General features: G+C 52.0%; 22 protein-coding genes and 1 other annotated feature. Of the genes, 15 read left to right on the top strand and 7 right to left on the bottom strand.

The features are described 5' to 3' along the window. The first annotated feature begins 171 nt into the window (after positions 1 to 171). Both BLR64_RS25180 and BLR64_RS25185 read left to right on the top strand, forming a co-directional pair. Positions 172 to 696 (top strand): sigma-70 family RNA polymerase sigma factor, encoded by a 525-nt coding sequence (locus BLR64_RS25180; protein ID WP_244157848.1) that lies wholly within the window; start codon positions 172 to 174, stop codon positions 694 to 696. Next, positions 683 to 2,089 (top strand): hypothetical protein, encoded by a 1,407-nt coding sequence (locus tag BLR64_RS25185; protein WP_090718847.1) that lies wholly within the window; start codon positions 683 to 685, stop codon positions 2,087 to 2,089. Before BLR64_RS25180 ends, BLR64_RS25185 begins: the two co-directional genes overlap by 14 nt. A 92-nt stretch (positions 2,090 to 2,181) precedes the next feature. Here BLR64_RS25185 and BLR64_RS25190 read toward each other — a convergent pair whose 3' ends face one another. Continuing rightward, a complete protein-coding gene (locus tag BLR64_RS25190; protein WP_090718849.1) occupies positions 2,182 to 2,706 on the bottom strand; it encodes a type 1 glutamine amidotransferase domain-containing protein in 525 nt (174 codons plus the stop codon). 206 nt (positions 2,707 to 2,912) lie between these two features. Between BLR64_RS25190 and BLR64_RS25195 the strand changes: the two genes are divergently transcribed. From BLR64_RS25195 to BLR64_RS25205, 3 genes are all read left to right on the top strand, one after another. Beyond that, positions 2,913 to 3,365: a hypothetical protein gene (locus tag BLR64_RS25195; protein ID WP_090718850.1), complete on the top strand. Its 453-nt coding sequence runs from the start codon at positions 2,913 to 2,915 to the stop codon at positions 3,363 to 3,365. A 274-nt stretch (positions 3,366 to 3,639) separates the two neighbouring features. Beyond that, positions 3,640 to 4,650, top strand: coding sequence for a catabolite control protein A (gene ccpA, locus BLR64_RS25200; protein WP_068727591.1), 1,011 nt, complete (start codon positions 3,640 to 3,642; stop codon positions 4,648 to 4,650). A gap of 109 nt (positions 4,651 to 4,759) precedes the next feature. Next, on the top strand, positions 4,760 to 5,461 hold the full coding sequence (locus BLR64_RS25205) for a 5'-methylthioadenosine/adenosylhomocysteine nucleosidase (RefSeq protein WP_090718852.1): 702 nt from the start codon (positions 4,760 to 4,762) through the stop codon (positions 5,459 to 5,461). An 11-nt stretch (positions 5,462 to 5,472) separates the two neighbouring features. Here the strand turns inward: BLR64_RS25205 and BLR64_RS25210 are convergent, their stop codons facing one another. After that, positions 5,473 to 6,105, bottom strand: a complete 633-nt coding sequence (locus BLR64_RS25210; protein WP_090718854.1) for a GNAT family N-acetyltransferase — start codon at positions 6,103 to 6,105, stop codon at positions 5,473 to 5,475. Between the two features lie 161 nt (positions 6,106 to 6,266). Here BLR64_RS25210 and acsA point away from each other — a divergent pair, with 161 nt between their 5' ends. Next, on the top strand, positions 6,267 to 7,988 hold the full coding sequence (gene acsA / locus BLR64_RS25215; RefSeq protein ID WP_090718856.1) for an acetate--CoA ligase: 1,722 nt from the start codon (positions 6,267 to 6,269) through the stop codon (positions 7,986 to 7,988). A 74-nt stretch (positions 7,989 to 8,062) separates the two neighbouring features. On the opposite strand, the gene BLR64_RS25220 is transcribed toward acsA, so the two are convergent. After that, a complete protein-coding gene (locus tag BLR64_RS25220) occupies positions 8,063 to 10,996 on the bottom strand; it encodes a transglycosylase domain-containing protein (RefSeq protein ID WP_090718858.1) in 2,934 nt (977 codons plus the stop codon). A 138-nt stretch (positions 10,997 to 11,134) separates the two neighbouring features. Next, positions 11,135 to 11,386, top strand: a binding site (T-box leader). Positions 11,387 to 11,445: 59 nt separating this feature from the next. Between BLR64_RS25220 and tyrS the strand changes: the two genes are divergently transcribed. Continuing rightward, positions 11,446 to 12,699, top strand: coding sequence for a tyrosine--tRNA ligase (gene tyrS / locus BLR64_RS25225; RefSeq protein WP_090718860.1), 1,254 nt, complete (start codon positions 11,446 to 11,448; stop codon positions 12,697 to 12,699). Between the two features lie 152 nt (positions 12,700 to 12,851). Here tyrS and rpsD read toward each other — a convergent pair whose 3' ends face one another. After that, positions 12,852 to 13,451, bottom strand: a complete 600-nt coding sequence (rpsD, locus tag BLR64_RS25230) for a 30S ribosomal protein S4 (protein WP_068727586.1) — start codon at positions 13,449 to 13,451, stop codon at positions 12,852 to 12,854. Between the two features lie 391 nt (positions 13,452 to 13,842). On the opposite strand from rpsD, the gene BLR64_RS25235 reads away from it, so the two are divergent. The 5 genes from BLR64_RS25235 to BLR64_RS25255 all read left to right on the top strand — a co-directional run bounded on the left by BLR64_RS25235 (position 13,843) and on the right by BLR64_RS25255 (position 18,874). Continuing rightward, positions 13,843 to 15,846, top strand: coding sequence for a sensor domain-containing diguanylate cyclase (locus tag BLR64_RS25235; protein ID WP_090718862.1), 2,004 nt, complete (start codon positions 13,843 to 13,845; stop codon positions 15,844 to 15,846). Positions 15,847 to 16,010: 164 nt separating this feature from the next. Beyond that, complete coding sequence (locus BLR64_RS25240; RefSeq protein WP_139172094.1) at positions 16,011 to 16,853, top strand: hypothetical protein; 843 nt, start codon at positions 16,011 to 16,013, stop codon at positions 16,851 to 16,853. Positions 16,854 to 16,947: 94 nt separating this feature from the next. Beyond that, positions 16,948 to 18,063 carry an aminopeptidase gene (locus BLR64_RS25245; protein WP_090718866.1) on the top strand — a complete coding sequence of 372 codons (1,116 nt, stop codon included), beginning with the start codon at positions 16,948 to 16,950 and terminating at the stop codon, positions 18,061 to 18,063. 114 nt (positions 18,064 to 18,177) lie between these two features. Next, the gene (locus tag BLR64_RS25250; protein WP_039872573.1) at positions 18,178 to 18,423 is read left to right on the top strand and encodes an HPr family phosphocarrier protein; all 246 of its coding nucleotides are present in this window, start codon (positions 18,178 to 18,180) and stop codon (positions 18,421 to 18,423) included. Positions 18,424 to 18,571: 148 nt separating this feature from the next. Continuing rightward, positions 18,572 to 18,874 (top strand): Fpa/YlaN family protein, encoded by a 303-nt coding sequence (locus BLR64_RS25255; RefSeq protein ID WP_068727580.1) that lies wholly within the window; start codon positions 18,572 to 18,574, stop codon positions 18,872 to 18,874. A 90-nt stretch (positions 18,875 to 18,964) separates the two neighbouring features. Here the strand turns inward: BLR64_RS25255 and cax are convergent, their stop codons facing one another. Beyond that, the gene (gene cax / locus BLR64_RS25260) at positions 18,965 to 20,035 is read right to left on the bottom strand and encodes a calcium/proton exchanger (RefSeq protein WP_090718868.1); all 1,071 of its coding nucleotides are present in this window, start codon (positions 20,033 to 20,035) and stop codon (positions 18,965 to 18,967) included. 152 nt (positions 20,036 to 20,187) lie between these two features. Between cax and BLR64_RS25265 the strand changes: the two genes are divergently transcribed. Beyond that, complete coding sequence (locus BLR64_RS25265; RefSeq protein ID WP_019911482.1) at positions 20,188 to 20,553, top strand: Asp23/Gls24 family envelope stress response protein; 366 nt, start codon at positions 20,188 to 20,190, stop codon at positions 20,551 to 20,553. 79 nt (positions 20,554 to 20,632) lie between these two features. Here the strand turns inward: BLR64_RS25265 and ftsW are convergent, their stop codons facing one another. Together ftsW and BLR64_RS25275 are read right to left on the bottom strand one after the other, a co-directional pair. Next, a complete protein-coding gene (ftsW, locus tag BLR64_RS25270) occupies positions 20,633 to 21,880 on the bottom strand; it encodes a putative lipid II flippase FtsW (RefSeq protein WP_090718870.1) in 1,248 nt (415 codons plus the stop codon). After that, on the bottom strand, positions 21,877 to 22,224 hold the full coding sequence (locus tag BLR64_RS25275) for a YugN family protein (protein WP_090718872.1): 348 nt from the start codon (positions 22,222 to 22,224) through the stop codon (positions 21,877 to 21,879). Before BLR64_RS25275 ends, ftsW begins: the two co-directional genes overlap by 4 nt. 175 nt (positions 22,225 to 22,399) lie before the next feature. Here BLR64_RS25275 and BLR64_RS25280 point away from each other — a divergent pair, with 175 nt between their 5' ends. Both BLR64_RS25280 and BLR64_RS25285 read left to right on the top strand, forming a co-directional pair. Further along, positions 22,400 to 23,569, top strand: coding sequence for a M20 family metallopeptidase (locus BLR64_RS25280; RefSeq protein WP_090718874.1), 1,170 nt, complete (start codon positions 22,400 to 22,402; stop codon positions 23,567 to 23,569). A 78-nt stretch (positions 23,570 to 23,647) separates the two neighbouring features. Continuing rightward, the gene (locus BLR64_RS25285) at positions 23,648 to 24,079 is read left to right on the top strand and encodes a CBS domain-containing protein (RefSeq protein ID WP_208607231.1); all 432 of its coding nucleotides are present in this window, start codon (positions 23,648 to 23,650) and stop codon (positions 24,077 to 24,079) included. The last annotated feature ends 369 nt before the right edge of the window (positions 24,080 to 24,448 follow it).

The raw sequence follows: 24,448 nt of genomic DNA on the forward strand, positions 1-24,448 counted from the left end.
CAGGGTCCGGCGGATACGCCGGACTTTTTGCGTTACAGGGGTACATATAAAACCATCAGAAAAAAAGTAAAACCGTTTCCGGGCTCCGGAAGTCAGTATAGATAGAAGTACAAAAGAAGCTTTTGAAGCTGCATATAAAGGAGGCACAGATCGCACAGAATGGAAAATCTGATGGAGGTTGAACATGTACAGCAGGCCAAAGAGGAGGCTCAGGCCTTTATCAGCCTTGTATCCGGACAGAAAAGGATCCTCTACGGGATAGCCTACAGCTATTTCCGCAGTGAGGCAGATGCACTTGAGATGCTTCAGGAAGCAACGTACCGGGCCTGGAGCAAGCGGAAAAGCCTTAGGGATCCCGGGAAATTTGCTCCCTGGATAACACGGATAATGGTTAACTGCTGCAACGATGAAATGAAGCGGAGGAAACGGCTGGTTCCGGTAAAAACACCGGATGAAAGCGGCGGGGTTGTCATGGTAATGACCAGTGACCGGAAGCTGGATATGGAGCAGGCGCTGGATAGCGTGAAGCTGAAATACCGCCAGGTGCTTGTGCTGAAATACTACCGTGATATGACGTTGACAGAGATTGCCGAAGTCCTGGACAAGCCGGAAGGAACAGTCAAAACCTGGCTGAACAAGGGGCTCAAGCAGCTGCGTAACAAAATGAAAGGGGGAGCGGCAAATGGCTGGCAGTGAGGAAAGGCTGTTAAAGGAGTATTTTGATGAAATATCAAGGGAACTGGAGGATATACCGCAGGTTAAAATGAATGTGGCAATACGCAGCGGAATATCAGGCCCGGCCCGATACCGGACATCAGCACGTAAGAGGTTTGCTGTAAGTGTAGCAGTAGTATTAGCTGCTGCGGCGCTGTTTGCGGTTCCCTGGATCGGGAAGTTGCCGAAGCCGCTGGAACCACAGAATTTATCAGCCCCATCACAGATGAATGAGGCCTTTACACCTTATTTTTGGAAGGCAATAAATGATACCACCGTAGCCTCAGCCATTGAAGCAGGATTGATAGAACGGGTAAGCGGTGTAACGGCCGAGCAGAACGGGTTTGTACTGAAGGTAGACGGAATTGCCGCAGACCGCAAGGGCATTATGATCTTGTATTCCCTGCAAAATCATACCGGTCAAAAAGCACGTGTGGATAATCTGCAGCTGGTAGGCAAAAGCAGCTCACCGGTAAACTACCGGTATGGCTGGGCTTTAAATAACACGGATGTACCAACCGGTACGACTCTATATTATGAAATATTACAGTGGGCTGAAGGGTTTGATTCACTGCCTGACGAAATCACTTTTGAACTGAATCTAGGTGAGAGCAAGCCGGTTTCTCAAGCTTCCCGAGAAAAGCCGCTGGCGGCGCTGTCAGTACCTATAACACTGGACAAAGGGAAGATAGCAAAGTCAGGCGAGGTCCACACCGTTAACAAAACGCTGACTGTCGCCGGGCAGGAAATCTTAATCAACGAAGTGTATACCTCTGCGACCGGGATTTACCTGGAACCCGTTTACAATGAGCAAAACAGCAAACAAATCTTTTCCATGATTTATCCGCGGTTTTTATTGGGTAGCAACGGTATTTTTTCAAGTATGAGTCCTGTCCGCACGGTGGAGGTTAAAGGCAAGGAGATTCTGGTATTCGGGAATGACAGCCGGTCCAGCCAGCCGCTTCAATTTCAGCTCGACGGTATTTTGGCGCTGGATAAGGATACCCTGAAAGTGGTTATTGATACGGAACAGCAGCAGATCATCAAAGCTCCCGACAATTACTTAACTATGTCCCTGTATACGGCCGAAAGAGGAACAACGATGATTCTGAAACATAACACGTCAACGGGGAAGAAAAGATTCTATAACGCTTTAAAGCTGGATAATGAGTTTACCGATTCCAAAGGCCAGATTCATTCAACCGCTGATCTGTATGATATTCCGCCGTACCAGGCATCAGCCGACAAGAAGTCGGTCCCTGTGCTGGATTATGTGGGACTAGGCAGCAATAAGTATGCCCAGCCGCTGACATTTACGATAACCAGCTATCCGGCCCCGATTAACCAGAAGGTATCGCTCGAAATCCTTGACTGACTGCCGGACAAAGAAACGGAACAAGCCCTGGACCTCAAGAGATGATGAGGCAGGGCTTGTTTGTCATGCTTAAAAATAATCTATACGTCCGCTTATTCCCCGGCCAGCGCATCGCAGAAGGCTTTGCCGTATGGAGGAAGATCCGGCGGGCGGCGGGCGGATATGATGTGTCCGTCAGTCACTACAGCTTCATCCTTCCAGATAGCTCCGGCATTCTCCATGTCATCGCGGATGCCAGGCGTAGAGGTAACGGTCACCCCGTCCAGGATTTTGGCGGAGATGAGCACCCAGCCGGCATGGCAGATCTGGCCGATCGGCTTTTTGGCGGTGTTGAAATCCTGAACCAGCTTCAGGACTGCACCGTAGCGGCGGATTTTATCGGGTGCCCAGCCTCCGGGTACAAGAATGCCGTCGTAATCAGCTGCGCTCAGATCATCCCAGGAATATTCGGCTGTTGCGGGTACACCGTATTTGCCGGTATAGGTTTTACCCTTCTCAAGTCCTGCCAGATGGACCTCGGCGCCTTCCTCGCGCACCCGGTATACCGGATACCAGAGCTCCAGATCCTCGAATTCATCATCCACCAGTGCGATCACTTTTTTACCTGATAATCTCATTGTCAGCAGCTCCCCTCGGATCACGATATCCTGTTCATTCTATCAAATTTGAAATATGAAGTCACCTTTGCATAAACATTACTTTGCTTTATTGCCAAATAAATCATTTAATGCAAATCGGAAGGAGTTTGGATGCCGGGAGTCGAATATAGCTTTGAAAAGGCAGGTTTCTGTGTTTTTAATTTTTTCAGCCTGAGGTGTAGGAGATGTTAAAAGATAATGTTGTTAGAAAGTCATGCAGCTGCGGCGGAACCATGACCATACATATGCACACTCTGATTTACAGCGCAAAGATCAAAATCACTCACGTCCCTGTCTATACATGCGGTGTCTGCGCCCGTTATGAACCGTTGCCATCCATTAAGAGGGAGCTGGGCAGGCTGATCGGTGAGCTGGAGAATGTCATTCCGGGGCGGCGGCTTTCTTTTGCTGAACGGAATGAGTGGGCGAGTGTGCTGAAGGAGGTCTTAAGTGCAGGTGAATTTCCCGGCGGGTTCAGTGAACTGGAGGAGAGCATCCGTGAAGCCGCTGAGGCCCGGATTGATGTCCTGCTTGATGTTTACCGGCTGGCTGTCGAGCTTGCTGATGTAAAATGGATGGAAGAAACCGGAACCAGATTGGCACAATTGGCAGTACAATCGGCAGAAAGTGCGAAATGAAAAGTTTTTTCTGCAAAAATGATGAAAATTTTTCACGAATGTTGGATTTTTCACGGACTTTTTGTTACCATAGTATCAGGTTCATTATTTGTGCAGGATGAACGTGCTGTATTTGCGGTTTATAGACAAAAATTTCATCCTTTCTCTGGACTTTTTTAACTTTGAAAGAAATTTGAAAGGAAAATGAAGCGTTATCATTGCACAATTGTACAAAGTGTCGTATCATAATTTTAATTAGTCGAACGATAAAATTTATCGCAATGGAGAGAGTAATTTGACGGTAACCATTTACGATGTAGCTCGCGAAGCAGGCGTATCTATGGCTACGGTATCACGGGTTGTGAATAATAACCCTAACGTGAAGCCGCAGACCCGGAAGAAGGTATTTGAAGCAATTGAACGTTTGGGCTATCGTCCGAACGCCGTGGCGAGAGGTCTCGCCAGCAAGAAGACAACAACCGTAGGGGTTGTTATTCCCGATATCTCCAACTCGATTTTTGCGGAAATTGCCCGCGGGATTGAGGATATCGCGAACATGTATCATTACAACATTATTTTGTGTAATGCGGACAAACGCAAAGAGAAGGAAATCCGTGTTATCAACACGCTTCTGGAAAAACAGGTTGACGGGCTGCTCTTTATGGGCGGCACGGTAACGGAAGAGCATATTCAGGCGTTTCAGACCTCTGCTGTTCCAATCGTACTTTGCGCAACACGCGACGAGAAGGGCACTTACCCTTCGGTTGATATCGACCATGAGAATGCGGCTTTTGATGCTGTGAATACGCTTATCCGTCACGGACACCGTGAAATTGCAATGATCAGCGGAACGCTGCAGGATCCGGCTAACGGCTATGCGCGGTTCCAGGGTTACAAAAAAGCGCTGGAAGCGGCCGGAATTGAGTATCAGGAAGACCTGGTGCGCATCGGTAACTACCGTTACGAATCCGGTGTCGAAGCGATGAAGTATTTCCTTGGGCTCAAGAAGAAGCCGACAGCCATCTTTGCTGCAACAGATGAAATGGCGATTGGCGCCATCCACAGTATTCAGGATGAAGGCCTGAAGGTTCCGGATGATTTCTCGATTATCAGCGTAGACAACATCCGCATGGCTTCCATGGTCCGTCCGCTGCTGACTACTGTAGCACAGCCGATGTATGATCTCGGTGCGGTGGCGATGAGACTTTTGACCAAGCTGATGAAGAAGGAGACGGTCGAGAATCCGCGGGTTATTCTGCCGCATGAGACGATTCTCCGCTTGTCAGTCAACCATGTCAACAAGTAAGAGTTTGTTATAGCGGTTCGTAGAAAGCTCCTTCGGGAGCTTTTTATGTTGCCCGGGGTGTAATGGCTTCAGATTCCCGCGACAGCGGAAGTAACGGAGGAACATTATATTGAGCGAGGTTATCGGATTAATAGGCGCGATGGACGAGGAAATTGAGCTGCTGCTCAGCAGCATGGAGAACAAGCGGACTGCAGTCAAGGCAGGGATTACATACTATTCCGGCGACGTTTTTGGCAGAAGGGCGGTTCTCTGCAAATCAGGGGTCGGTAAAGTGAATGCGGCAGTCACCACGCAAATTCTGCTGGATACGTTTGGCGTATCCAGGGTGCTTTTTACCGGAGTGGCCGGTGCGGTTCATCCCGGATTGGATATCGGCGATATCGTCATTTCCTCGGCCTGTATCCAGCATGATATGGATGTGACGGCTCTGGGCTATCCCAAGGGTATTATTCCTTATCAGGAGGTATCTGTCTTTACCGCAGACGAGAAACTGGTGAAGCTGGCCGAGCAGGCCTGCAAAGAGCTTAAGCAGCATTTTGTAACAGGCATTGTGCTTTCAGGGGATCAATTCATCGCCAGCAGCGAAGCAGTGGAAGCGCTGCACCGGGATCTGAACGGCGCTTGCGCAGAGATGGAGGGGGCGGCTGTTGCCCAGGTCTGCTATATGAATGAAGCTCCGTTTGTCATCATTCGTTCCATGTCGGATAAAGCCGACGGCTCAGCCCATGTGAGCTATAAAGAATTTACAGTTACAGCAGCACGGTCCTCCCACGCCATTCTCGAATATATGCTGAAAGTGCCGGAACTGTAAAAATCAATCGGCTAATACATAAAACGCTGCCTGAAGCGGACCCTGTCAAAGGTTTCCTGGGAGGACAACGGCACCCGGCTGCCGATCCGGACCATCAGGCAGTTGGCCGGATGTGAGCAAATCTCCGGATCATCGGTGGCATACCAGACCATCCCTGCGGATTTCATCAGCTTTTCCATCATGTTGCGGTATGCCCATACATCCAGCCCGCTGCCTTTAAGGTCCCAGTGCCAGTAGTACTCAGTAGTGAACACAATGCAATTCTCCAGCTGTTCCCGCTCAAATGCGGCGGCAAGCATCAGCCTGCCAAGTCCGCCTCCCCTGTAACTATCGGCTACCTCTATTGCCCCGAGTTCAACCAGATCAGGCATATTAGCCTGTGACCACAGCTCCAGCTCATCCGGATAATGAAAGGTGACATAACCAACCAGAATCTGGTCACAGACGGCGGCAATAACCCGACCTTCAGACAATTCGCTGATTTCTATAAGGGCCTCCAGCTGTTCATGCGGTTTGCGGAAGGCATCAAGATCGGGATGAATAGTGAGATTGTGCAAAAAGGTTGAAGACACAGGGCCGCTCACGGTGATTAGGCTATTGTTTTGCATTAGGGTGTGTGTGACTGGGATTTTGCAATGCTCCATGTACCGGGCTCCTTTCGTATAACTAAATTATGGAATGTAATCGCTTACTGTGTTATACTGATTCCGACATAAAATATTCACAATTATTGTATTGACAGTTGGCGGGGTGGTGAAGTCCCGCTTTTCAAGCTTAAATCAATCCAGCAGGGGAGGCAAGAGTAATGGGGCAAGTCCACGATGAAATTTTGCCGGGCCGTGTAGAACATGCTAATTTGCGCGACTATACCCTGGCAGTGCAGCAATTCCGGTGGGAGGATGTTGAGCGGACGTTCTCCTGGTATCACACCGGCAAGGTGAATATGACCCATGAAGCGATTGACCGCCATGTCTTGGAAGGACGGGGGGCGGCCACTGCCCTGATCTACAGCGATCCGTCCAGGGAAGAGCGGTACACCTTCGCTGACCTCCAGGAACACTCCAGCCGTTTTGGTAATGTTCTGCGAAAATACGGCGTGGGCAAGGGAGAGCGTGTATTTATCTTTATGCCGCGCAGCCCGGAGCTGTATTTCAGTCTGCTCGGTGTCCTCCGGGTTGGAGCAGTGGCAGGGCCGCTGTTCGAGGCGTTTATGGAGACAGCTGTAAAAGACAGGCTGGAGGATAGCGGTGCAGTTGCTCTCGTAACTACACCGGAGCTGCTGAAACGGGTCAGACGGGAGGAGCTGCCCACACTCCGCCATATTATAGTAGTTGGCAGGGCCGTAGGGGAGCAGGGAATCATCAGCTATGAGGCGGAGATGGCGGCAGCGAAGGCGGAACTGGAGCCGGAATGGCTGACCCTGGAGGATGGCCTTATTATGCATTATACCTCCGGTTCTACCGGGAAGCCCAAAGGGGTCTATCATGCACAGAGAGCGATGATCCAGCATTATTATACAGGCAAAATTGTCCTTGATCTGCGGCCGGATGATATCTACTGGTGTACTGCAGATCCCGGATGGGTCACCGGCACCTCTTATGGAATTTTCGCGCCCTGGCTGAACGGTGTCACCAATGTGGTGCGGGGCGGACGCTTTAGTCCGGGAGACTGGTACAGAACGATTGAGCGCTTCGCTGTCACCGTCTGGTACAGTGCGCCAACGGCATTCCGCATGCTGATGGGTGCAGGGGAGAACAGCCTTGCCGGAATCGATCTGCGCAGCCTAAGGCATGTGCTGTCAGTAGGAGAGCCGCTGAATCCGGAGGTGGTGCGCTGGGGCGATAAAGTCTACCGGCAACGCATTCATGATACGTGGTGGATGACTGAAACCGGAGCCCAGCTGATCTGCAACTATCCCGGGATGGATATTAAGCCGGGATCCATGGGACGCCCGCTGCCCGGCATTGAGGCAGCCATTCTCGATGACAGGGGCAATGAAGTGCCGCCTTATACGATGGGGAATCTGGCGATCCGTACGCCCTGGCCTTCCATGATGGCGAAGATCTGGAACAACCAGGCTAAGTACGATGAATACTTCCGGATACCCGGCTGGTACATCTCCGGTGATTCCGCTTACATGGACGAGGACGGATATTTCTGGTTCCAGGGCCGCATTGATGATGTTATCAATTCCTCAGGGGAGCGCATCGGCCCCTTTGAGGTAGAGAGCAAGCTGGTAGAGCATCCTGCCGTGGCTGAGGCAGGGGTTATCGGGAAGCCGGATTTGCTGAGAGGGGAGATTATAAAGGCTTTTATATCACTCAGAGAGGGCTATACAGCGACTGCAGAGCTGAAGGATGAGATTGCGGCTTTTGTCAAAGCAGGGCTGTCTGCGCATGCTGCGCCCCGTGAAATTGAGTTTAAAGAGAAGCTGCCCAAAACCCGCTCCGGCAAGATTATGCGCCGTGTGCTGAAGGCCTGGGAGCTGCAGCTTCCGGCAGGCGACCTCTCCACCATTGAGGATTAGCCTGATAGGGTGAAGCACAAAAACACCGGTTCCTGCATACGGCGGGAACCGGTGTTTCTTGCGTGTGCTATTCCTTATTGGGCATTGCCGGAGCCGGCATTGCTGTTGCCGCCACCAGCGTTGTTAACTCCGCCGGTCGGTACTTCTTCAGCGCCCGGCGGCTGAATGATAATCATGCCGGGATCTTCTGCAGTGCCGTCAGGCGGCAGACTGCCTTCAGGTGTAGCCTCCGCTCCAGGAAGGGTCTCCGGTGTCGGCGTCGGCTCTGGTGTCGGGGCAGCTCCGCCGGCAATACTGCCTGAGGCTGTCTCATGCCCGGCTACGTCCACAGCTGTGACATAGAAGGTGGCGTTGACATTCTGCGGTGTGCCCGGTTTAAAGACGGTGCTCTCGCCTGCGGAAATGACCGCCTGCTTCTGGAAGGCGCCTCCGTTCAGGGAACGGTACAGGCGGTAGCCTACAACATCCGGCGAACCGCTTGCGGTAAATGAAATGACCGCCTTGCCTGTGCTGTAGGAGACACTGACATTGCCGGGAGGTGCCGGTGCCGTACCATCATCGACACGCGGGTCAACCTCGGTCGGGAAGTCGGTTTTGGCATCCGCAGGCAGATAATACTGCAGCGATTCATGCTCCTTCATCCCCTCAAAGGCTGTCTGCAGCTCCTTGATGAGGTCCTGAATCGGCTTCTCCCGCTTGACAACGATCTTCTCCTTAAGGAAATCGTCAGGTGTACCTTCGAGCGGCAGGTAGTTCACACCGTTGTAGGTAATGTATTTGGCTTTAGAGATGCCGTCATCACTGTCCTGCGGCACATATTTGGCATTAAACAGGTCTGTAGTGAACTTGTCGGTCAGATCAGTCGGCAGCTTGCCGCTGTAAGCAGAGACCGTCTTCTTGACTATCCCTTCAGGCTGGGCGAACTCTTTGGTTACAAACAGATCAGGCTGCTTGTCGATTACGGCGTTCATGACCTTGGCCCACAGCGTCTGGGCCTGCCGTTTCTGGGTATCGCCCTGAAGCGTATTGATCTGCTCCTTGTAGCCCACCCACATGCCGAGTGTTACATCAGGTGTATAACCCATGAACCAGACATCGCCATAATTTTGTGTCGAACCGGTTTTGCCGACAATCGGCACTTCCTTGAAGTGCTTGTAGGTGCTTTTTACGGTGGAAGCCGTACCCTCTGTAATGACTGTCCGCAGCATGTCTGTCATCAGATAAGCAGTCTGCTCGGAGAACACCTGCTCCGGATTCACTTTATGCTGGTAAATGATTTTGCCCTGGGAATCAACGATCTTCTCAATCATGTAGGCATCATTAAAAGCGCCGTTGTTGCCGATTGAAGAATAGGCGTTGGTTAATTCCTCAACGGACACCCCGTAGCGGAGACCGCCGATAACCCCGGTCTGCGCATGATAATCATCATCCTGAATAGTCGTTATCCCCAGCTTCTTAGTGAAAGCCCAGGATTCTTCAATGCCGACCTTGTCGTTAAACAGCTTCAGAGCCGGCAGGTTAAGGGATTTGTTGAGCGCGTAGCGGGCTGTTACAAGCCCCTGATAGCGGTTGTTGGCATTCTTCGGAATATGAAAACCCTTGGTGCCGTCCTTCAGGATAATCGGGGCATCGTCCAGGATGCTGGCCGGCTGGATCAGACCGCTGTCGAGCGCAGGCAGGTAGGCTGCGATCGGTTTCATGGTCGAACCCGGCTGACGGATCATCTGTGTGGCATAATTCATCTGTTCAATATTAAAATCACGGCCCTCGATCATTCCAAGGATCGCCCCGGTCTTGTTGTCGATCAGCATACCGGCCGTTTGTTCCTTGCCTCTTGTATCACTGTCCTTCGTAAAATTATCACTGTCTTCCGAAATGCTGTGCATGGCGCTGTATACTTTTTTGTCAATTGTGGTGTATACGCGGTAACCGCCGGTCATCAGCTGCTGACGGGCTTCCTCAAGCAGGACAGTGTCGTTGCCGGAGGCTGTTGAACCTTCAGCACCCTCAGTGCTCTCTGGGTTATTCTTGTCTTCATTGATGGACAGCAGAATTTCCGCTGCCTTGCGCTCAGTTTCCAGCATCAGGTAAGGGAAGGTGGCATAAGCTTTCTTCGTATGCGGAGCCAGAGAAGCCTGGATATCAAACTGCAGCGCTTCATTGTACTGTTTTGTCGTGATTTTGTTCTCTTCAAGCATCCGGCGCAGCACAAGCTTCTGGCGCTCCATGGCCCGGCCGAAGGCCGTCTCGTTGAATTCACCTACGCCGTTGAAGGCGGAATACTTGGAGGGAAGCTGGGGAAGCCCGGCCAGGTAAGCGGCTTGAGCGACATTGAGCTGGTCGAGATCATCCAGCCCGAATATGCCTTTGGCTGCTGCCTTGATACCGTAAACATTGTAGCCGTTGGAGCCGTTTCCGAAGGGAACCTTGTTAAGGTAGGCTGTAAGGATTTCCTGTTTGGATAAAAAACGCTCCAGGCGCAGTGACAGCAATATTTCCTTGACCTTACGGTCTTCTGTACGGTCAAGATTCAGAAATACCCGTCTGGCCAGCTGCTGGGTCAGGGTACTTCCCCCGGTCTGGACAGATTCGTTAAGCAGCTTCTGCTTGACGGCACGCAGGGTGCCGCTTACATCGATTCCGACGTGCTCGTAGAAATTGTTGTCCTCAATGGCGAGAACGGCATCGATCACGAGCTGCGGAATATCATTAAATTCAATAAGCCTGCGGTCTTCTTCTGTACGGAGCTGGCCAATCGGCTGGCCGTCACGGAAATAAGCAAAGCCGGTGATGGCGTTCTGGCTGACCTGCTGCTGAATCAATTCCTCGGATCGTACAGGGTCGTCCTTCACAATGGAAGTGACATAGCCTGCCACGGCACCGCCGGCAAACAGAAGGCCCAGGATGCCGAGTATAAACACCCATTTTACGACTGAACCGAACCTGCGGAGCCAGGATCTGCGCGGGGGACGCTGTTTTGCGGTCTTCTTCTTTTTCTCCTCAACCATCGACGATAATCCTCCTTTTAACGGAACTATTATAGCACAATTTGCCGGTTTTGAATGCGCTTCTGCCCGAAAGTAAGTTTAAGGAACTGTTGACTTTTAGAATCCTGTCATGGTATAAATTTACTCAATTGGATACGGACAAAAGCGTTGAAGGACATCAGTAGAAGGCAAGCCATGTGTTTCAGAGAGCCGGTGGGTGGTGCGAACCGGCAGCAGGCCCCTTTGAATTACAGTCTGAAGCTGTCCGGAGGAACACAGGTGCACAGAGTCCTGCCAGTAGTCCGGAACCGGGGCATACCCGTTATGATAATGAAGTGAAGGATCTGCTGCTTCTGCATGGCGGGGATCTTTAATTAGGGTGGTACCGCGAGCCGGATGCTCGTCCCTTTGGGGGTGAGCATACGGCTCTTTTTGCATTCAACCGAGACAATTTGAAGGAGGACGTGGGTATGAAATGGGAAGATTTGACCCCTGCGCAGCAGAGGGAGGTGGAGCGTCAGCTGGAAACGGCCGTTCGCAGTGCAGCGGAAATCGTGCCGGTGGAGGAACTGAAAAGCAAGCTGGTGAAGTCAGTGGGAACAGGGGTGCCGCTCAACATTAAGCTGGGGCTTGATCCGTCGGCACCCGATATTCATATCGGACATACCGTTGTTCTGCACAAACTGCGCCAGTTTCAGCAGTCCGGTCATCAGGTGCAGCTGATTATCGGGGATTTTACCGGAATGATCGGGGACCCTACTGGCAAATCAGAGACACGTAAACAGCTCAGCAGGGAGGAAGTGCAGCGTAATGCGGCTACCTACAGGCAGCAGATTTTCAAAATTCTTGATCCTGATAAAACCAGCCTGCTTCTCAATTCGGAGTGGCTTAGACCCATGGACTTTGCGGAGGTTGTTAATCTGGCGGCAAAAGTAACGGTGGCGCGGATGATGGAGCGGGATGATTTCGCCAAGCGGTTCCAGGCCGGGCAGGCGATCAGCGTGCATGAGTTCTTCTACCCGCTTATGCAGGGAATGGATTCGGTGGTGAGCAGGACGGATATCGAGATCGGCGGCACTGACCAGAAGTTCAATATCCTTATGGGTCGTACTCTGCAAAAGGAATATGGGGCGGAGCCCCAGGCCGTGGTCCTTATGCCGCTGCTTGAAGGGCTCGACGGAATCAGGAAGATGAGCAAGAGCCTGGGCAACTACATAGGCATTGATGAAGCACCGGATGAAATGTACGGTAAAACAATGTCCGTGCCGGATGAGCTGATGCTGAGATACTTCGAAATGGCGACCGATCTCAGTAATGAGGAGCTGGCGGAGCTGGAGCGGAGCCTGGATTCAGGAGCTGCCCATCCGCGGGATGTGAAGATGCGTCTGGCCCATACGCTGGTCCGGATGTACCATGGGGCAGAGGCGGCAGGGTCTGCACAGCGGCATTTTGTTACAGTGTTTCAGCAGCGTGCGCTGCCAGAGCAGATAGAGACCTACAGCCTTGCTGCCGCAGAGCTGAAGAACGGTACCCTCAAGCTGGTTAGGCTGCTGACGCTGCTCGGTTTTGCGGAGACGAATAGTGAGGCCAGACACAGCATCCGGCAGGGGGCAGTGAAGCTTAATGGAATCAAACTGGAGGAGCAGGCTGCAGAGGTCAGTCCGCAGGATGGGGATATTATTCAGGTAGGGAAGCGCAAGTTCGCCAGGCTGAATCTGATGTAAAAAGACAACAAGTAGAAACGGCTATGCCGTCCTTCAGAGAAGGCGGTAACCGCTCTGCGAGAAAGATAAGGATGATTGATAGCGTAAAACATATAAATTCTTATATTTCAAAAAAAGCCTCCGGAGAACCGGAGGCTTTGATCGAACCAATCTTAACGGTTGTAGAACTCGACGATTTGCTTTTCATCGATATCCTGGGACAGCTCAGCGCGTTCCGGCAAACGAACATATTTGCCTTCGAATGCTGCATCAGCATATTCCAGGTAAGCTGGAAGGTGATTGCGGTTTTCCAGAGCTTCCTTGATGGACTTCATGGAACGGCTTCTTTCACGAAGACCGATTACATCGCCTACGCTTACACGGTAAGAAGCGATGTCGACTTTTTTGCCGTTTACGGTTACGTGGCCATGGGCTACCAGCTGACGTGCGCCTGCACGGGAGTTAGCAAATCCAAGACGGTAAACCAGGTTGTCCAGACGGCTTTCGAGCAGGAACATGAAGTTTTCGCCCGCGATACCCTGGAGCTTCTGAGCTTTGGAGAACAAAGTGCGGAATTGCTTCTCGCCCAAACCGTACATGTGACGGAGTTTTTGTTTTTCCAAAAGCTGCATTCCGTAGTTACTTACTTTTCTGCGTTGGTTAGCGCCATGCTGTCCCGGAGGGAAAGGGCGTTTCAGGTCTTTGCCTGTACCGCTAAGGGAAATGCCCAGACGGCGGCTGAGTTTGAATTTAGGTCCGGTGTAACGTGCCATATTAAAGTAGACTCCTTTATAATTGAAATTTCATGGTAGGGCCTATTTGTGCCGCAACCGTCTTCGTGAAAGCGTGTATTTGGTTTCACTCTGCCTGGGAAGTTCAGCCGCTGCCCTGGCAGTAACGGGATGCGTGAGGGTGACACAACGTTACGCCCAAGTAAGACTTCTTATCAGTCTTGTTCAACAATAAATATTATATGAAAACAACAGGCAAAGTCAAGTTCTTCTTTTATAAGATTTTGTCTATCTTTGTCGTTAGTTCTTTGGTCCTAAAAAAAATCCCGGGTTTTAGGAAAATATAATGCATTACAGGAAGAAAGGGAGTAAAATATAGCTAATTAGATGTTACCGGATATATTTAATTTGAGATGCAAAGGGGATCCTATTTATGTCGGAACAGGAAGCATGCGTTCAGAAAGATACACGTATGCTGTTGCAGGACACAATGCAATCAAGCGGAGACTCAGGTGATCCCGCCGCGTGGCTGAGGGAGACGGATATCGTATCCTATGATTTCCCGTACGCAGGCCAATTGCTTGCAGAGAGCTTCAGAGAGTGGCGGGGGCTGAAGGTGCCTCCGTTTGCAAAGCTGTGGGATTGGTGTGTACTTAACTATAAAGGAGAATGGATTGAAGCGGCTGACGGGACCGGTGCACAGAGCGGGCTCTGGAGAACAGAGTGGGAGAAGGGCGCAGCCGGCAGCCTGGACTCACGGGAGCCTGTTACATTCGCCGCAGAAGTTCCGGCGGACAGTTCCGGGGTGCAGCTGCTGGTGCTCCCTGTGTTTACAAGAAGCAAAGGTGAAATCTTTGCCCTGCTTGGCTGTGCAATGCCGGCTGAGCAATACCAGCTGGGCGGGCGGCATACGGCAGAAGCGATGGCGATGCACTACCAGACCTGCTTTTACCGCAGGTTCGAGCATGTATTTGTCTCTGATCTGGCAGGCGTACACCAGCATGCCGAGCGTGAAAGCAGCCGCCGCTCCCTGTTGTTCCAGATCGTCCAGCGGATGCATGACAACATTGACGTCAACGCTGTGCTGACCGAGGTGATCGACAGCATCTCTGCGATGTATCCGGGTGTAAGGCTGGAGCTGTTCATGTCGCAGGATCACCGCAGCACCCACCCGCAGGTCAAACCGCTGCCGCTGCGCTGGGGCAAGGACGATGTCTGCGCCAAGGCCTTCAAGGACGGGCGCGTGACTTTGCATGCCGGGCGTGATAATAATTCTGTAGAGATCGGCCTGCCGCTGGGCGGCAAGCAGGGGATATACGGCGTATTTCATATGATGCTGGACAAGCCATCCTTCCCGGCTGTGGATCTCCGTTTTCTGTCCATGATTGCTGATACTGCAGGAACAGCCTTCGAGAACGCCAAGCTGTATGAGCGATCCAATCAGCTGATCCGCGAGCTGCGCATGATGAGTGAGCTGACCCAGCGCCTCAACCAGAGTCTGCGGCTCGGGGACATTTTCCAATACGCCTTTGAAGAGCTGCTGGAGATGTTCGGCGCCGATTACTGCTGTATACTGCACCTTAATGAAGAGAAGGGCGGTCTTGAAGCGATTGCCTGCAACTTTCCGCCGCTGCGCGGTGAGATTATCGAAACAGGCAAGGGCCTGGGCGGACAGGTGTATGAACTGGGGGAGCCGCTTATTTTATCAGAATACAGCAATACCGCAGGCGTCTCTTCCCGGCTAATGACCGCAACGGAGTCGCAGTCGGTGATTGCAACTCCGCTGAATGTGGGCGGAGAGGTCCGCGGCGCGATTATGCTGACCCACCGCGAGCCGCATTATTTCTCCTATGACAGCTTCCGTCTGCTGCAGGCGATGGCGGGGCACATTGGACTCGCGGTCGGCAATGCCCGCCTGCATGCCGAGGTCCGCTATCTGGCGAACCGGGACAGCCTGACCGGCCTGTACGCCCGGCACTATTTGGATGAGGAGATCAAGGAGCGGCAGACAAAAGATTTCTGCGGAACGCTGGTTGTAGTAGACATCGACCAGTTCAAGATGGTGAACGATACATACGGTCACCAAAAGGGTGACAAGATCCTGAAGCAGGTCAGTGAAATTGTCAAATCTTCCATCCGGCAAGGTGATATAGCAGCAAGATGGGGCGGTGAGGAGCTTGCGGTCTATCTGCCGCAGCTTGGAATCCAGCAGGCCCGGTTCGTGGCTGAACGGATCCGCAAGCGGGTGATGGGCGAGACGGAGCCGCGGGTCACGGTATCCTGCGGAATCGCTGAATGGAGCTGGACGGATGAGCGGGTAAGCGTGGAATCCCTTTTTTACAGGGCGGATATGGCGCTTTATGAGGCAAAAAATAACGGGCGGAACCAGGTGGTCATTGACAGCAAAAATTCAGATGTAACTCTTAAGAATCCTTAGGCTACCGGCCAAAAGGGTTCTTTTTTTTGCTAGATAAGAACGGAGTCCCTCAAAGCGTCGAAGTGTGCTTCCATGTTAGACCCCATTTAGGGTTTTATAGTGCATAAGCCTGTGCTAGAAGGAGAACCCTAGAAAGATAAACGATCAGGAAAGGCATGGGTGCCATGAAAATACCGGTCTTGTCACATAAGCAAGGACTCTCGGCGGTTGCTGCCCTGCTGCTGCTCAGTGGATGCGCTGCACCCGGCGGCCGGCCGGCCGCGGAGGAGTTGAATCTGGCTCTGGCCGGAATGGACGGAAAGGATGCCGTTACGTTTGAAGGCTCGGCGGCACTCCTCATAGCGGGGAAGCCTGTACCGGAGTCAGCCCTGTATTATGGAGGCAAAGTGCAGGACCATAGCCGGATCAGCCTGTATTCCCTGCTTCCGGATGAGGCGGGGGAGACCAGGTCGGTACCTGTGCAAGGCGTGAAAAAGTCAGGCCGGAGCAAGGCAGCCGCTCCCTCCTTCTATACAAAGCTGGAGAAGAAGAATGGGGAATGGCAGCCTCAGCAATCCGGTGAAGCCGGCAGGCTTGCCGGCCTCAACCCCCTGCAGCAGCTGGAGGAGCTGCAGAAGCCGGACACGCAGGTAACTGAGGAATCCGGTTCTTCCGGCGGAATCCGGGTGCTGCGGATCAGGTTAAGTCCTGCTGAAGCCAAGCGGCAGCTGTCTGAGGAGCTGGAACGGGAAATGCAGGCAATCCGGCAAGAGTCAGTAGCTGAATCTGCCGGGCAGACTGCTGAGGTCAGGGAAGCGATGGATACGCTTTGGACACAGAAATCCAGGGAGCTTAAACAGCGGATAGATGAAGCTGAAGTGACCTCCGTCTATTTTATGAAGGTGGACTCCAGGCACAGCCTGCCCAAGAGATTGACCTGGACGCGGACCATCCGTTATCCGGGGATGACAGATCCCGCAGACGGGGAAGCATATGTGACCAAGGTGGATTTTTACGGCTATCAATAGAAGGTTACCGGGCAAGGAAGGCTTGCGCTGAGTAGAGGGCGTGCTACAATAGAACGGTATGCCATTTTTATGTAAGAGGAAGGAAGCGAGCAGGATGAAGGATCCAAGAATTCAAAAGCTGGTGGCAAACCTTGTGGGTTATTCCGTAGACGTGCAGCCGGGCGAAAATGTGCTGGTCGAAATGATCGGCAGCGAAAGAGATTTGATCAAAGCAGTTGTGGAGGAGGTCGGTAAAGCCGGCGGCAACGCTTTTGTCCAGCTGACTGACCGCACCGTTCTGCGCAGCATGCTTAAATATGCAACCCCGGAGGGGATTAAGACCTGGGCTGAGATCGACCTGAACCGCATGAAGCAGATGGATTGCTATATCGGTATCCGTGCCGGCGAGAATGTCAACGATCTGGCAGATGTGCCGGAAGAAAATATGAAGCTGTACAATTCCCTCTATTCTCATCCGGTACATAGCGAGCAGCGTGTCAAGCATACCAAATGGGTAGTTCTGCGTTATCCTAACGCGAGCATGGCCCAGCTGGCCAACACCACCACAGAAGCTTTTGAAGACTTCTACTTTGAAGTATGCAACCTGGATTATGCCAAGATGGACAAAGCCCAGGATGCCCTTGCGGAGCTTATGCGGAAGACAGACAAGGTGCGGATCACAGGTCCCGGAACAGAGCTCACCTTCTCGATCAAAGGAATCGGTGCGGAGAAATGCTCCGGCCAGAAAAATATCCCTGACGGTGAAGTCTACAGCGCTCCTGTCCGCGATTCCGTTAACGGAACGATCAGCTATAACGCGGCCACGTTGTACAACGGCATCACTTTTGAAAATGTGAAATTCCGCTTCGAGAACGGAAAAATTGTGGAAGCGACCAGCAATGATACTGCCCGCCTTAACGAAATTCTTGATTCCGACGACGGTGCGCGCCATATCGGTGAATTCGCAATCGGCTTCAATCCGTACATCCTGCATCCGATGAAGGACATTCTGTTCGATGAGAAAATCGCCGGCAGCCTTCACTTCACTCCGGGGCAGGCATATGATGTGACCGACAACGGCAACCGTTCCTCCATCCACTGGGATCTTGTACTGATCCAGCGTCCCGAGTACGGCGGCGGGGAGATTTATTTTGATGATGTGCTGATCCGCAAGGATGGAATTTTCGTGATTCCGGAGCTTGATGGTCTGAATCCAGAAAACCTGAAATAAAATGTAATCAACAGAAAACACCTTGCGCGAGTAAGCGGATTCAAGGTATCATGGAATTGGTTACAAATGAACAAGCGAACTAAGTTTTTCTAATCAAGTTGCGGAGGGATTCCTATGTCCAGTAACAATGCGGCAATCGTGGATATTGCCCAAACGGCAAGCCAGTTCAACTCATCAATCGTCCTTCAGGCGGACAACAAGTACATTGACGTAAAGAGTATCCTTGGGTTGTTTACAACTCTGGTTTCCAGTCAAAGCTACGAACTTCATGTTCACGGCACTGATGCCGAAGAAGCAAAGAAAGCAATGAGCGAAGTTTTCTCCAAGCACGGTCTGAATTTTACGGTTGTTGCTGAGTAATCTATCAGCCTCAAAGACGTCCTGCCTATGCGGCAGGGCGTTTTTTTGCAGTCGTGAAACTGAATTCTTGTATTGAATCTCAATTTCGACTAATATTAAACTAAATAGCAATAACAGCTGTAACTTTTGGACATGGGGGGGAAAATGCATGACTTCATCGGATTTGCAGGAACAGCTTAATCTTAAAGCAATTACTCTTCTACAAGAAGATGCCGATAAAATTCAGAAGCTCATCGAAGTGCAGATGGAGAATCTGGCGACTCGTTATTGCCCTCTCTATGAGGAAGTGCTGGATACCCAGATGTACGGCTTCTCCAGAGAGGTCGATTTTGCGGTCAGAGCGGGGCTTGTACCAGAGTATACAGGTAAGCAGGTACTGAGTGAGCTGGAGCGTAATCTGGCTGTGCTGTACGAGGCGCTGAACAAGAAGGCGGAAGAGCGCGGGAATTAGGCGAAGCTTCCAGCTGTTCATAAAAACGCACATGAGGGTTAGTGCCGCCCATGTGCGTTTTTTGTTGTACAGCAATGGTGGAGAATGAGCCTATACGAGATAGAAGGAGACTCCAAGAATCATATAGACCGCCAGCAGCAGCAGCCCTTCGTACCAGTTGGTTGAACCGTCCTGTATAATAGACTTGGCTATAAACACGGAGACGGCGATGGCCACAATCTCTATAGTCGTAAAGACGATGTCCATGGTATTGCCCAGGAAGTAGCTGGCGAAGATGAGGACAGGCGCTACAAACAGGGCGATCTGCAGGCTGCTGCCGACAGCGATCTCTACTGCAGCCCCGATTTTGTTCTTCATGGCCAGCATAATCGCCGCACTGTGCTCAGCTGCATTCCCGATAATAGCGACGAGGAACGCTCCGACGAACAGTTCACTGAAGCCGAAGCGCTCGGTCAGCGTCTCCAGCGTGCCGACCAGCCATTCGCTGACAAAAGCGACCATTACCGTAGCCAGAATCAGATACAGGATCGACTTGCCCTTGGACCAGGCAGGGGCATGTTCGTTGGGCAGCTCCTCTGCGCTGTCATCCGTTACATCGGCCAGATATTTCTTGTGGGTAATCATGGAGAAGATCAGCCACGCCATATAAGAGGCAATAAGCAGACCCGCTACAACCAGGCTTAGCACATCCGTGTCCCGTTCGGTGATGGAGTGGGTGTTAAAGAACATGGCAGGAACAAAGAGGGCGATGACTGCAACGATCATCAGTGAGCCGTTGAGCCCGGCCAGCGTGACGTTGAAATTCTGAACCTTGAACTTCATTCCTCCGGCAAAAATGCTCAGGCCCAGCACCAGCAGCAGGTTGCCGATAATGGAGCCGGTGAGACTCGCTTTGACCATGTCAAACAGCCCTTCCTTGACCAGGAAGAAGGCGATGATCAGCTCTGCGGCATTACCGAAGGTGGCATTAAGAAAGCCCCCCAGCCGCTGTCCGGCATAGTGGGCTACGCTTTCGGTTGCCCGGCCGAGGAAGCCGGCTACAAAAACAACCGCAACTGCGGATAACACGAATTGCAGCGTGTGATCCCAGTCCGCATAATGTCCGACTGCGCTTAAGATAAAAGTGATTATCAGCAGCGCCGGAGAAATCCATTTTTTCAAGTGAAACACACCCCGATCTTTGTATGTAGGTTAAATTCATATTTCAATATACCCAAATTAAACCGGAGTGTAAACGGTGCTGCAGAAGTCATTTGCTTTTTAGCCTGTTTTCGAATTACAATAATTGATAATGAGTGTAGGGGGGATATGGCATGGCGGAACAACTTCAACTTGAAATGGGAAATATACGGATATCCAATGATGTCGTCTCAAAAATTGCCGGACTTGCGGCATTAGAGACTCCGGGTATAGCGGCCATGTCAGGCGGCTTATCCGAAGGCTGGGCCAAACGCCTCAGCGGCAAGAATGTGCAGAAGGGTGTCACTGTCGAAGTCGGACAGCTTGAAGCTGCAGTGGACCTGCGTATTATCGTATTGTACGAGACACCGATTCATGAGGTCTGCCGGATGCTGCAGCAGAACGTGCGTGAAGCGGTAGAGAGCATGACAGGGCTTCATATTGTTGAGGTCAATGTAAAAGTAGAAGGCGTTGCCTTTAAGAACGACGAAATCTCGTAAGCCAAGAATACAAAAAGGCAGTCCGGTGTTGGTTTTCCGGACTGCCTTTTTGTATCTTATGAAGCTTGAACCGGCAGATTCAGCGGCTGGCGCGTACCTGTCTGACGGTGGTTACAGATTTGGTGACCTCTTCTTTGGCCGGGCGGTTGGTTTCACGCGAAATGCTCAGCATAATGCCCATGCAGAACATCGTTACGACCAGTGAAGAGCCGCCGTAGCTGATGAACGGAAGGGTGACCCCGGTAAGCGGGATCGTCTTGGTGACTCCGCCGATGTTGACAAAGGCCTGAATGGCGATCAGCCCCATGACCCCGACACCGACTAGCGTACCGAAAGGGTCGGTACATCTGAGTGCAATCAGAATCCCTCTCCAGATAAAGTACAGATAGACCAGCAGGAAAACAGCAGTCCCGATAAAACCGAGCTCCTCGCCGATAACGGCGAAAATAAAGTCCGTGTAAGGATAAGGCAGGTAGTGCAGCTTCTGGATGCTCTGTCCGAAGCCGGCGCCGCTTGTACCTCCTTCTCCCAGTGCCGTCAGTGACTGGATAATGTTATAGCCTCCGTCTTCGGCATCCTGGAACGGGTCAAGAAAAGCAGTGATGCGGTCCATTTTGTAATTATTATCTGCGGCAACAGTAGCAGTCTGCGGCGACAGGAAGTCGATGGCGGTCTTTGCACCCATTACAATTCCTACACCGAGCACCAGAAGTGCGATAGAGGCGAGAATATGCTTCATGCTGGCACCGCCGGCATAAATAACGAGGCCGCTGGTTGCCACGAGAATCAGACAGGAGCCCAGATCCGGCTGCATCATAATAAGACCGGCAACAATGCCGACAATGACCATGACCGGAATATAGCCGGTGCGAAAATCTCTCAGCCGCTCACCCTTTTTGGTTATCAGCGCAGACAGATACAGAATAATGGAGATTTTGGCCAGCTCCGTGGGCTGGATGCCGAGGCCGCCGATGTTGAACCAGCTCTTGGCACCGTTGGTGCGCTCAGAGAAGGCTACCAGCAGCAGAAGCACGAGCGTAAGCAAAAAGATCGGGGCATACCATTTCTTGAATTTGCTGTAGTGAATATTCATCACAGTAAACATTACGACACTGCCAACCACTACCCACTGAATCTGATTCTTAAGGAAGTAGAGCGGATCGTTTCCGAACTTTTCACTGGCCAGCGTGAGGCTGGAGCTGGAGCTGAACACCATGACGAGTCCAAAGCCGACAAGCAGCAGAGTCAGGATGAGCAGCTGGAAATCAGGTGTGCCTCTTTTGGGCAGGCTGGTTTTTTGTTTGGTTTTTCCTTTTACGGTGTTCAAGCTTCAAGCAGTCCTTTCAGCTCAAGAATGCGCTGTGCTGCAGTATCCAGTACGGGCTGAGGAACCGGGGATTCGTACTCCAGGCCGTGGGGAAAGGTGGCCTTGCCCAGGTAAACGGCTTCAATCGCAAGCACGGCATCGGGCTTTTCCAGCTTGCCTTCGACGGCGCGTGTGTTGATCCGCAGGAAATATTCGCCGCCGTTCTGGTGATCCTCAATCTTGCAATCGTAAGTGGCCCTGTAGTATTCCCATTGCCAGCGGATAAATCCGGCTTTGGCCGCACTTTCATCCAGATACTGAAGGTCGCTTTGCAGTCCTACGAGGCCAGTGTTCTCAAATATCATAGCGCACATATCCCCCTTGTGAAGTATAATGATAATTTCGTAGCAATATTATAGATGTTCTTCCTCATGATAGTATGTTTCCAGGGGTTGTGCAAGGCAGACCGGCTCTGCAGATACACAGTTTTTTGCGATTCTGCTACAATATAAACACTTGGGAGAAGGGAATGGAACCGTAATGGATAAAAGAGAGATTGAACAGCTGCTTCCGGACATGGTGGAATGGCGCCGACATCTGCACCGTCATCCGGAGCCGTCGTATGAAGAGAAGGAAACATCGGCTTTTGTGGCGGACAGGCTGGCCGCGTTTGGCATAGAGGTAAGGCGCAGCAAAGCCGGTTACGGACTGACCGGAATTCTCAAAGGGGGCAGTCCGGGCAAGACGGTGGTGCTGCGTGCTGACATGGATGCACTCAACATCACTGAGGAGAGCGGAAGCGAATATGCTTCGCAGAACCCCGGTGTTATGCATGCCTGCGGGCATGACGGGCATACGGCGATGCTGCTTGGAGCAGCGGCCTATTACAGCGCCCGCCGGAACGAGCTCAAGGGCGAGCTGCGCTTCCTGTTCCAGCCGGCGGAGGAAATCTGTCCGGGCGGGGCAAAGGACATGATCGCCGAAGGCGTGCTTGAGGGAGCAGATGCCGTCTACGGGCTGCATCTGTGGACACCGCTGCCGCTGGGAACAGTCGGCAGTGCGCCAGGCCCGCTGATGGCCTCGGCGGACGAATTCTTCATTGATATTACCGGGAAAGGCGGACACGGCGGGATGCCCCACCGTACGGTAGACAGCATTGTAGCTGCAGCGGCGCTGGTAACCCAGCTGCAGACCATTGTCAGCCGCAGTGTGGACCCGCTGCAGCCGGCTGTCCTGAGCATCGGAACGATTCAAGGCGGTACTGCCCAGAACATCATTGCGGAGCGCTGCCGGATAACAGGGACTGTCCGGGCTTTTGATGAAGAGACAAGATATCTGATCCGCCGCAGAATTGAAGAGATGGCGGCTGCAGTTGCCGCGGTCTACGGGGCGGAAGCAAAGGTGGATTACATGATGGGGTATCCGCCGCTTGTCAATGATGAAGCAGAGTTCAGCCGGTTTTTCCGGGTTGCCCCTGAAGCGCTTGGGGATACAGTGCAGGTTATACAAATGGAAAAAATCATGCCGGCCGAAGATTTCGCTTATTATGTCAAAGAGATTCCCGGCTGCTTCATCTTTGTAGGCGCAGGGAATCCGGACAAGAATGCCGTATATCCGCATCATCACAGTAAATTTGATTTTGATGAGGATGCGATGCTGCATGGTGCCAGACTGCTGGTGGCACTTGCAGATTCCTGCCTGAATGAATAATGGTTCCGATTGTGCATAATTTGCCCGAATGAGGGGAACCTACTTCCGTATATTACGGAGCAGACAGGAGGTTCTTTTGTGAAAACAGTCCGGGAAGTGATGACATCGCAGCCTGCAGCGGTTACGCTGCTGGACAATGTCTATGAAGTTGCCGTCAAAATGAGAGACTACGATACCGGGTTTATACCCGTAGTGGACTCGGAAGCGGGAGGAAAGCTCATCGGCGTTATTACGGACCGGGACCTGGTTCTCAGGGGGTACGCGGAGAAGCACCCGGGTTCTTCCTCTGTGGAGACCGTGATGAGCAGCAAGGTGGTCTCGATCGAGGAGTCCGCTACTGTAGATGAGGCCGCTGAACGGATGGCTTCGGAACAAATCCGCCGCCTGCCGGTAACACGCGGCGGCAAGCTGATCGGTGTGGTATCACTTGGCGATTTGGCTGTAAAACAAATCTTTGCCGACGAAGCGGGAGAAGCGCTGAGTGAAATTTCGCAGCGTCAGCTGCATTGAAGAGGGGATTAAGGGAGCTCATATCCGCAGCATGCGGAAATGGGCTTTTTCCTGTTCTGGCGTGCCCAGAGGCACGCATTATCTAGTTGGTGCAAGTCCAACCAAGAGAGGGGCCAAGCCACTCTTGTAGCTAGGATGCTTGCGCATGGCGAAATCTGTGTGTAAAAGCGCATCGACAAAAGTACCGGTCAGAGACCGGGCGAGCAACAACCCAGGCCGCAACATCAAGTGAATCCTGCCGCGTCGTCAAAAAGGCCCTGCAAAGGGGAAAAGAGGGAGCCGAGTCTCGCTAAACTGGACGAAGGCCATGGAAGCTGTAAAGAACTTGGTACAACAGCGAAGAACCCTCCGGCGTAGAGGGAACGGCAT

It is taken from the genome of Paenibacillus typhae (assembly GCF_900099765.1).
In the GTDB taxonomy this organism is placed as follows: domain Bacteria; phylum Bacillota; class Bacilli; order Paenibacillales; family Paenibacillaceae; genus Paenibacillus_AQ; species Paenibacillus_AQ typhae.

Bases quoted from the DNA above. Each gene is read 5' to 3' on its own strand.
- BLR64_RS25180 (WP_244157848.1), top strand. From the start codon at position 172: ATGGAGGTTGAACATGTACAGCAGGCCAAAGAGGAGGCTCAGGCCTTT.
- BLR64_RS25185 (WP_090718847.1), top strand. From the start codon at position 683: ATGGCTGGCAGTGAGGAAAGGCTGTTAAAGGAGTATTTTGATGAAATA.
- BLR64_RS25190 (WP_090718849.1), bottom strand. From the start codon at position 2,706: ATGAGATTATCAGGTAAAAAAGTGATCGCACTGGTGGATGATGAATTC.
- BLR64_RS25195 (WP_090718850.1), top strand. From the start codon at position 2,913: ATGTTAAAAGATAATGTTGTTAGAAAGTCATGCAGCTGCGGCGGAACC.
- BLR64_RS25210 (WP_090718854.1), bottom strand. From the start codon at position 6,105: ATGGAGCATTGCAAAATCCCAGTCACACACACCCTAATGCAAAACAAT.
- acsA (WP_090718856.1), top strand. From the start codon at position 6,267: ATGGGGCAAGTCCACGATGAAATTTTGCCGGGCCGTGTAGAACATGCT.
- BLR64_RS25220 (WP_090718858.1), bottom strand. From the start codon at position 10,996: ATGGTTGAGGAGAAAAAGAAGAAGACCGCAAAACAGCGTCCCCCGCGC.
- tyrS (WP_090718860.1), top strand. From the start codon at position 11,446: ATGAAATGGGAAGATTTGACCCCTGCGCAGCAGAGGGAGGTGGAGCGT.
- rpsD (WP_068727586.1), bottom strand. From the start codon at position 13,451: ATGGCACGTTACACCGGACCTAAATTCAAACTCAGCCGCCGTCTGGGC.
- BLR64_RS25235 (WP_090718862.1), top strand. From the start codon at position 13,843: ATGTCGGAACAGGAAGCATGCGTTCAGAAAGATACACGTATGCTGTTG.
- BLR64_RS25240 (WP_139172094.1), top strand. From the start codon at position 16,011: ATGAAAATACCGGTCTTGTCACATAAGCAAGGACTCTCGGCGGTTGCT.
- BLR64_RS25245 (WP_090718866.1), top strand. From the start codon at position 16,948: ATGAAGGATCCAAGAATTCAAAAGCTGGTGGCAAACCTTGTGGGTTAT.
- BLR64_RS25250 (WP_039872573.1), top strand. From the start codon at position 18,178: ATGTCCAGTAACAATGCGGCAATCGTGGATATTGCCCAAACGGCAAGC.
- BLR64_RS25255 (WP_068727580.1), top strand. From the start codon at position 18,572: ATGACTTCATCGGATTTGCAGGAACAGCTTAATCTTAAAGCAATTACT.
- BLR64_RS25265 (WP_019911482.1), top strand. From the start codon at position 20,188: ATGGCGGAACAACTTCAACTTGAAATGGGAAATATACGGATATCCAAT.
- BLR64_RS25275 (WP_090718872.1), bottom strand. From the start codon at position 22,224: ATGATATTTGAGAACACTGGCCTCGTAGGACTGCAAAGCGACCTTCAG.
- BLR64_RS25280 (WP_090718874.1), top strand. From the start codon at position 22,400: ATGGATAAAAGAGAGATTGAACAGCTGCTTCCGGACATGGTGGAATGG.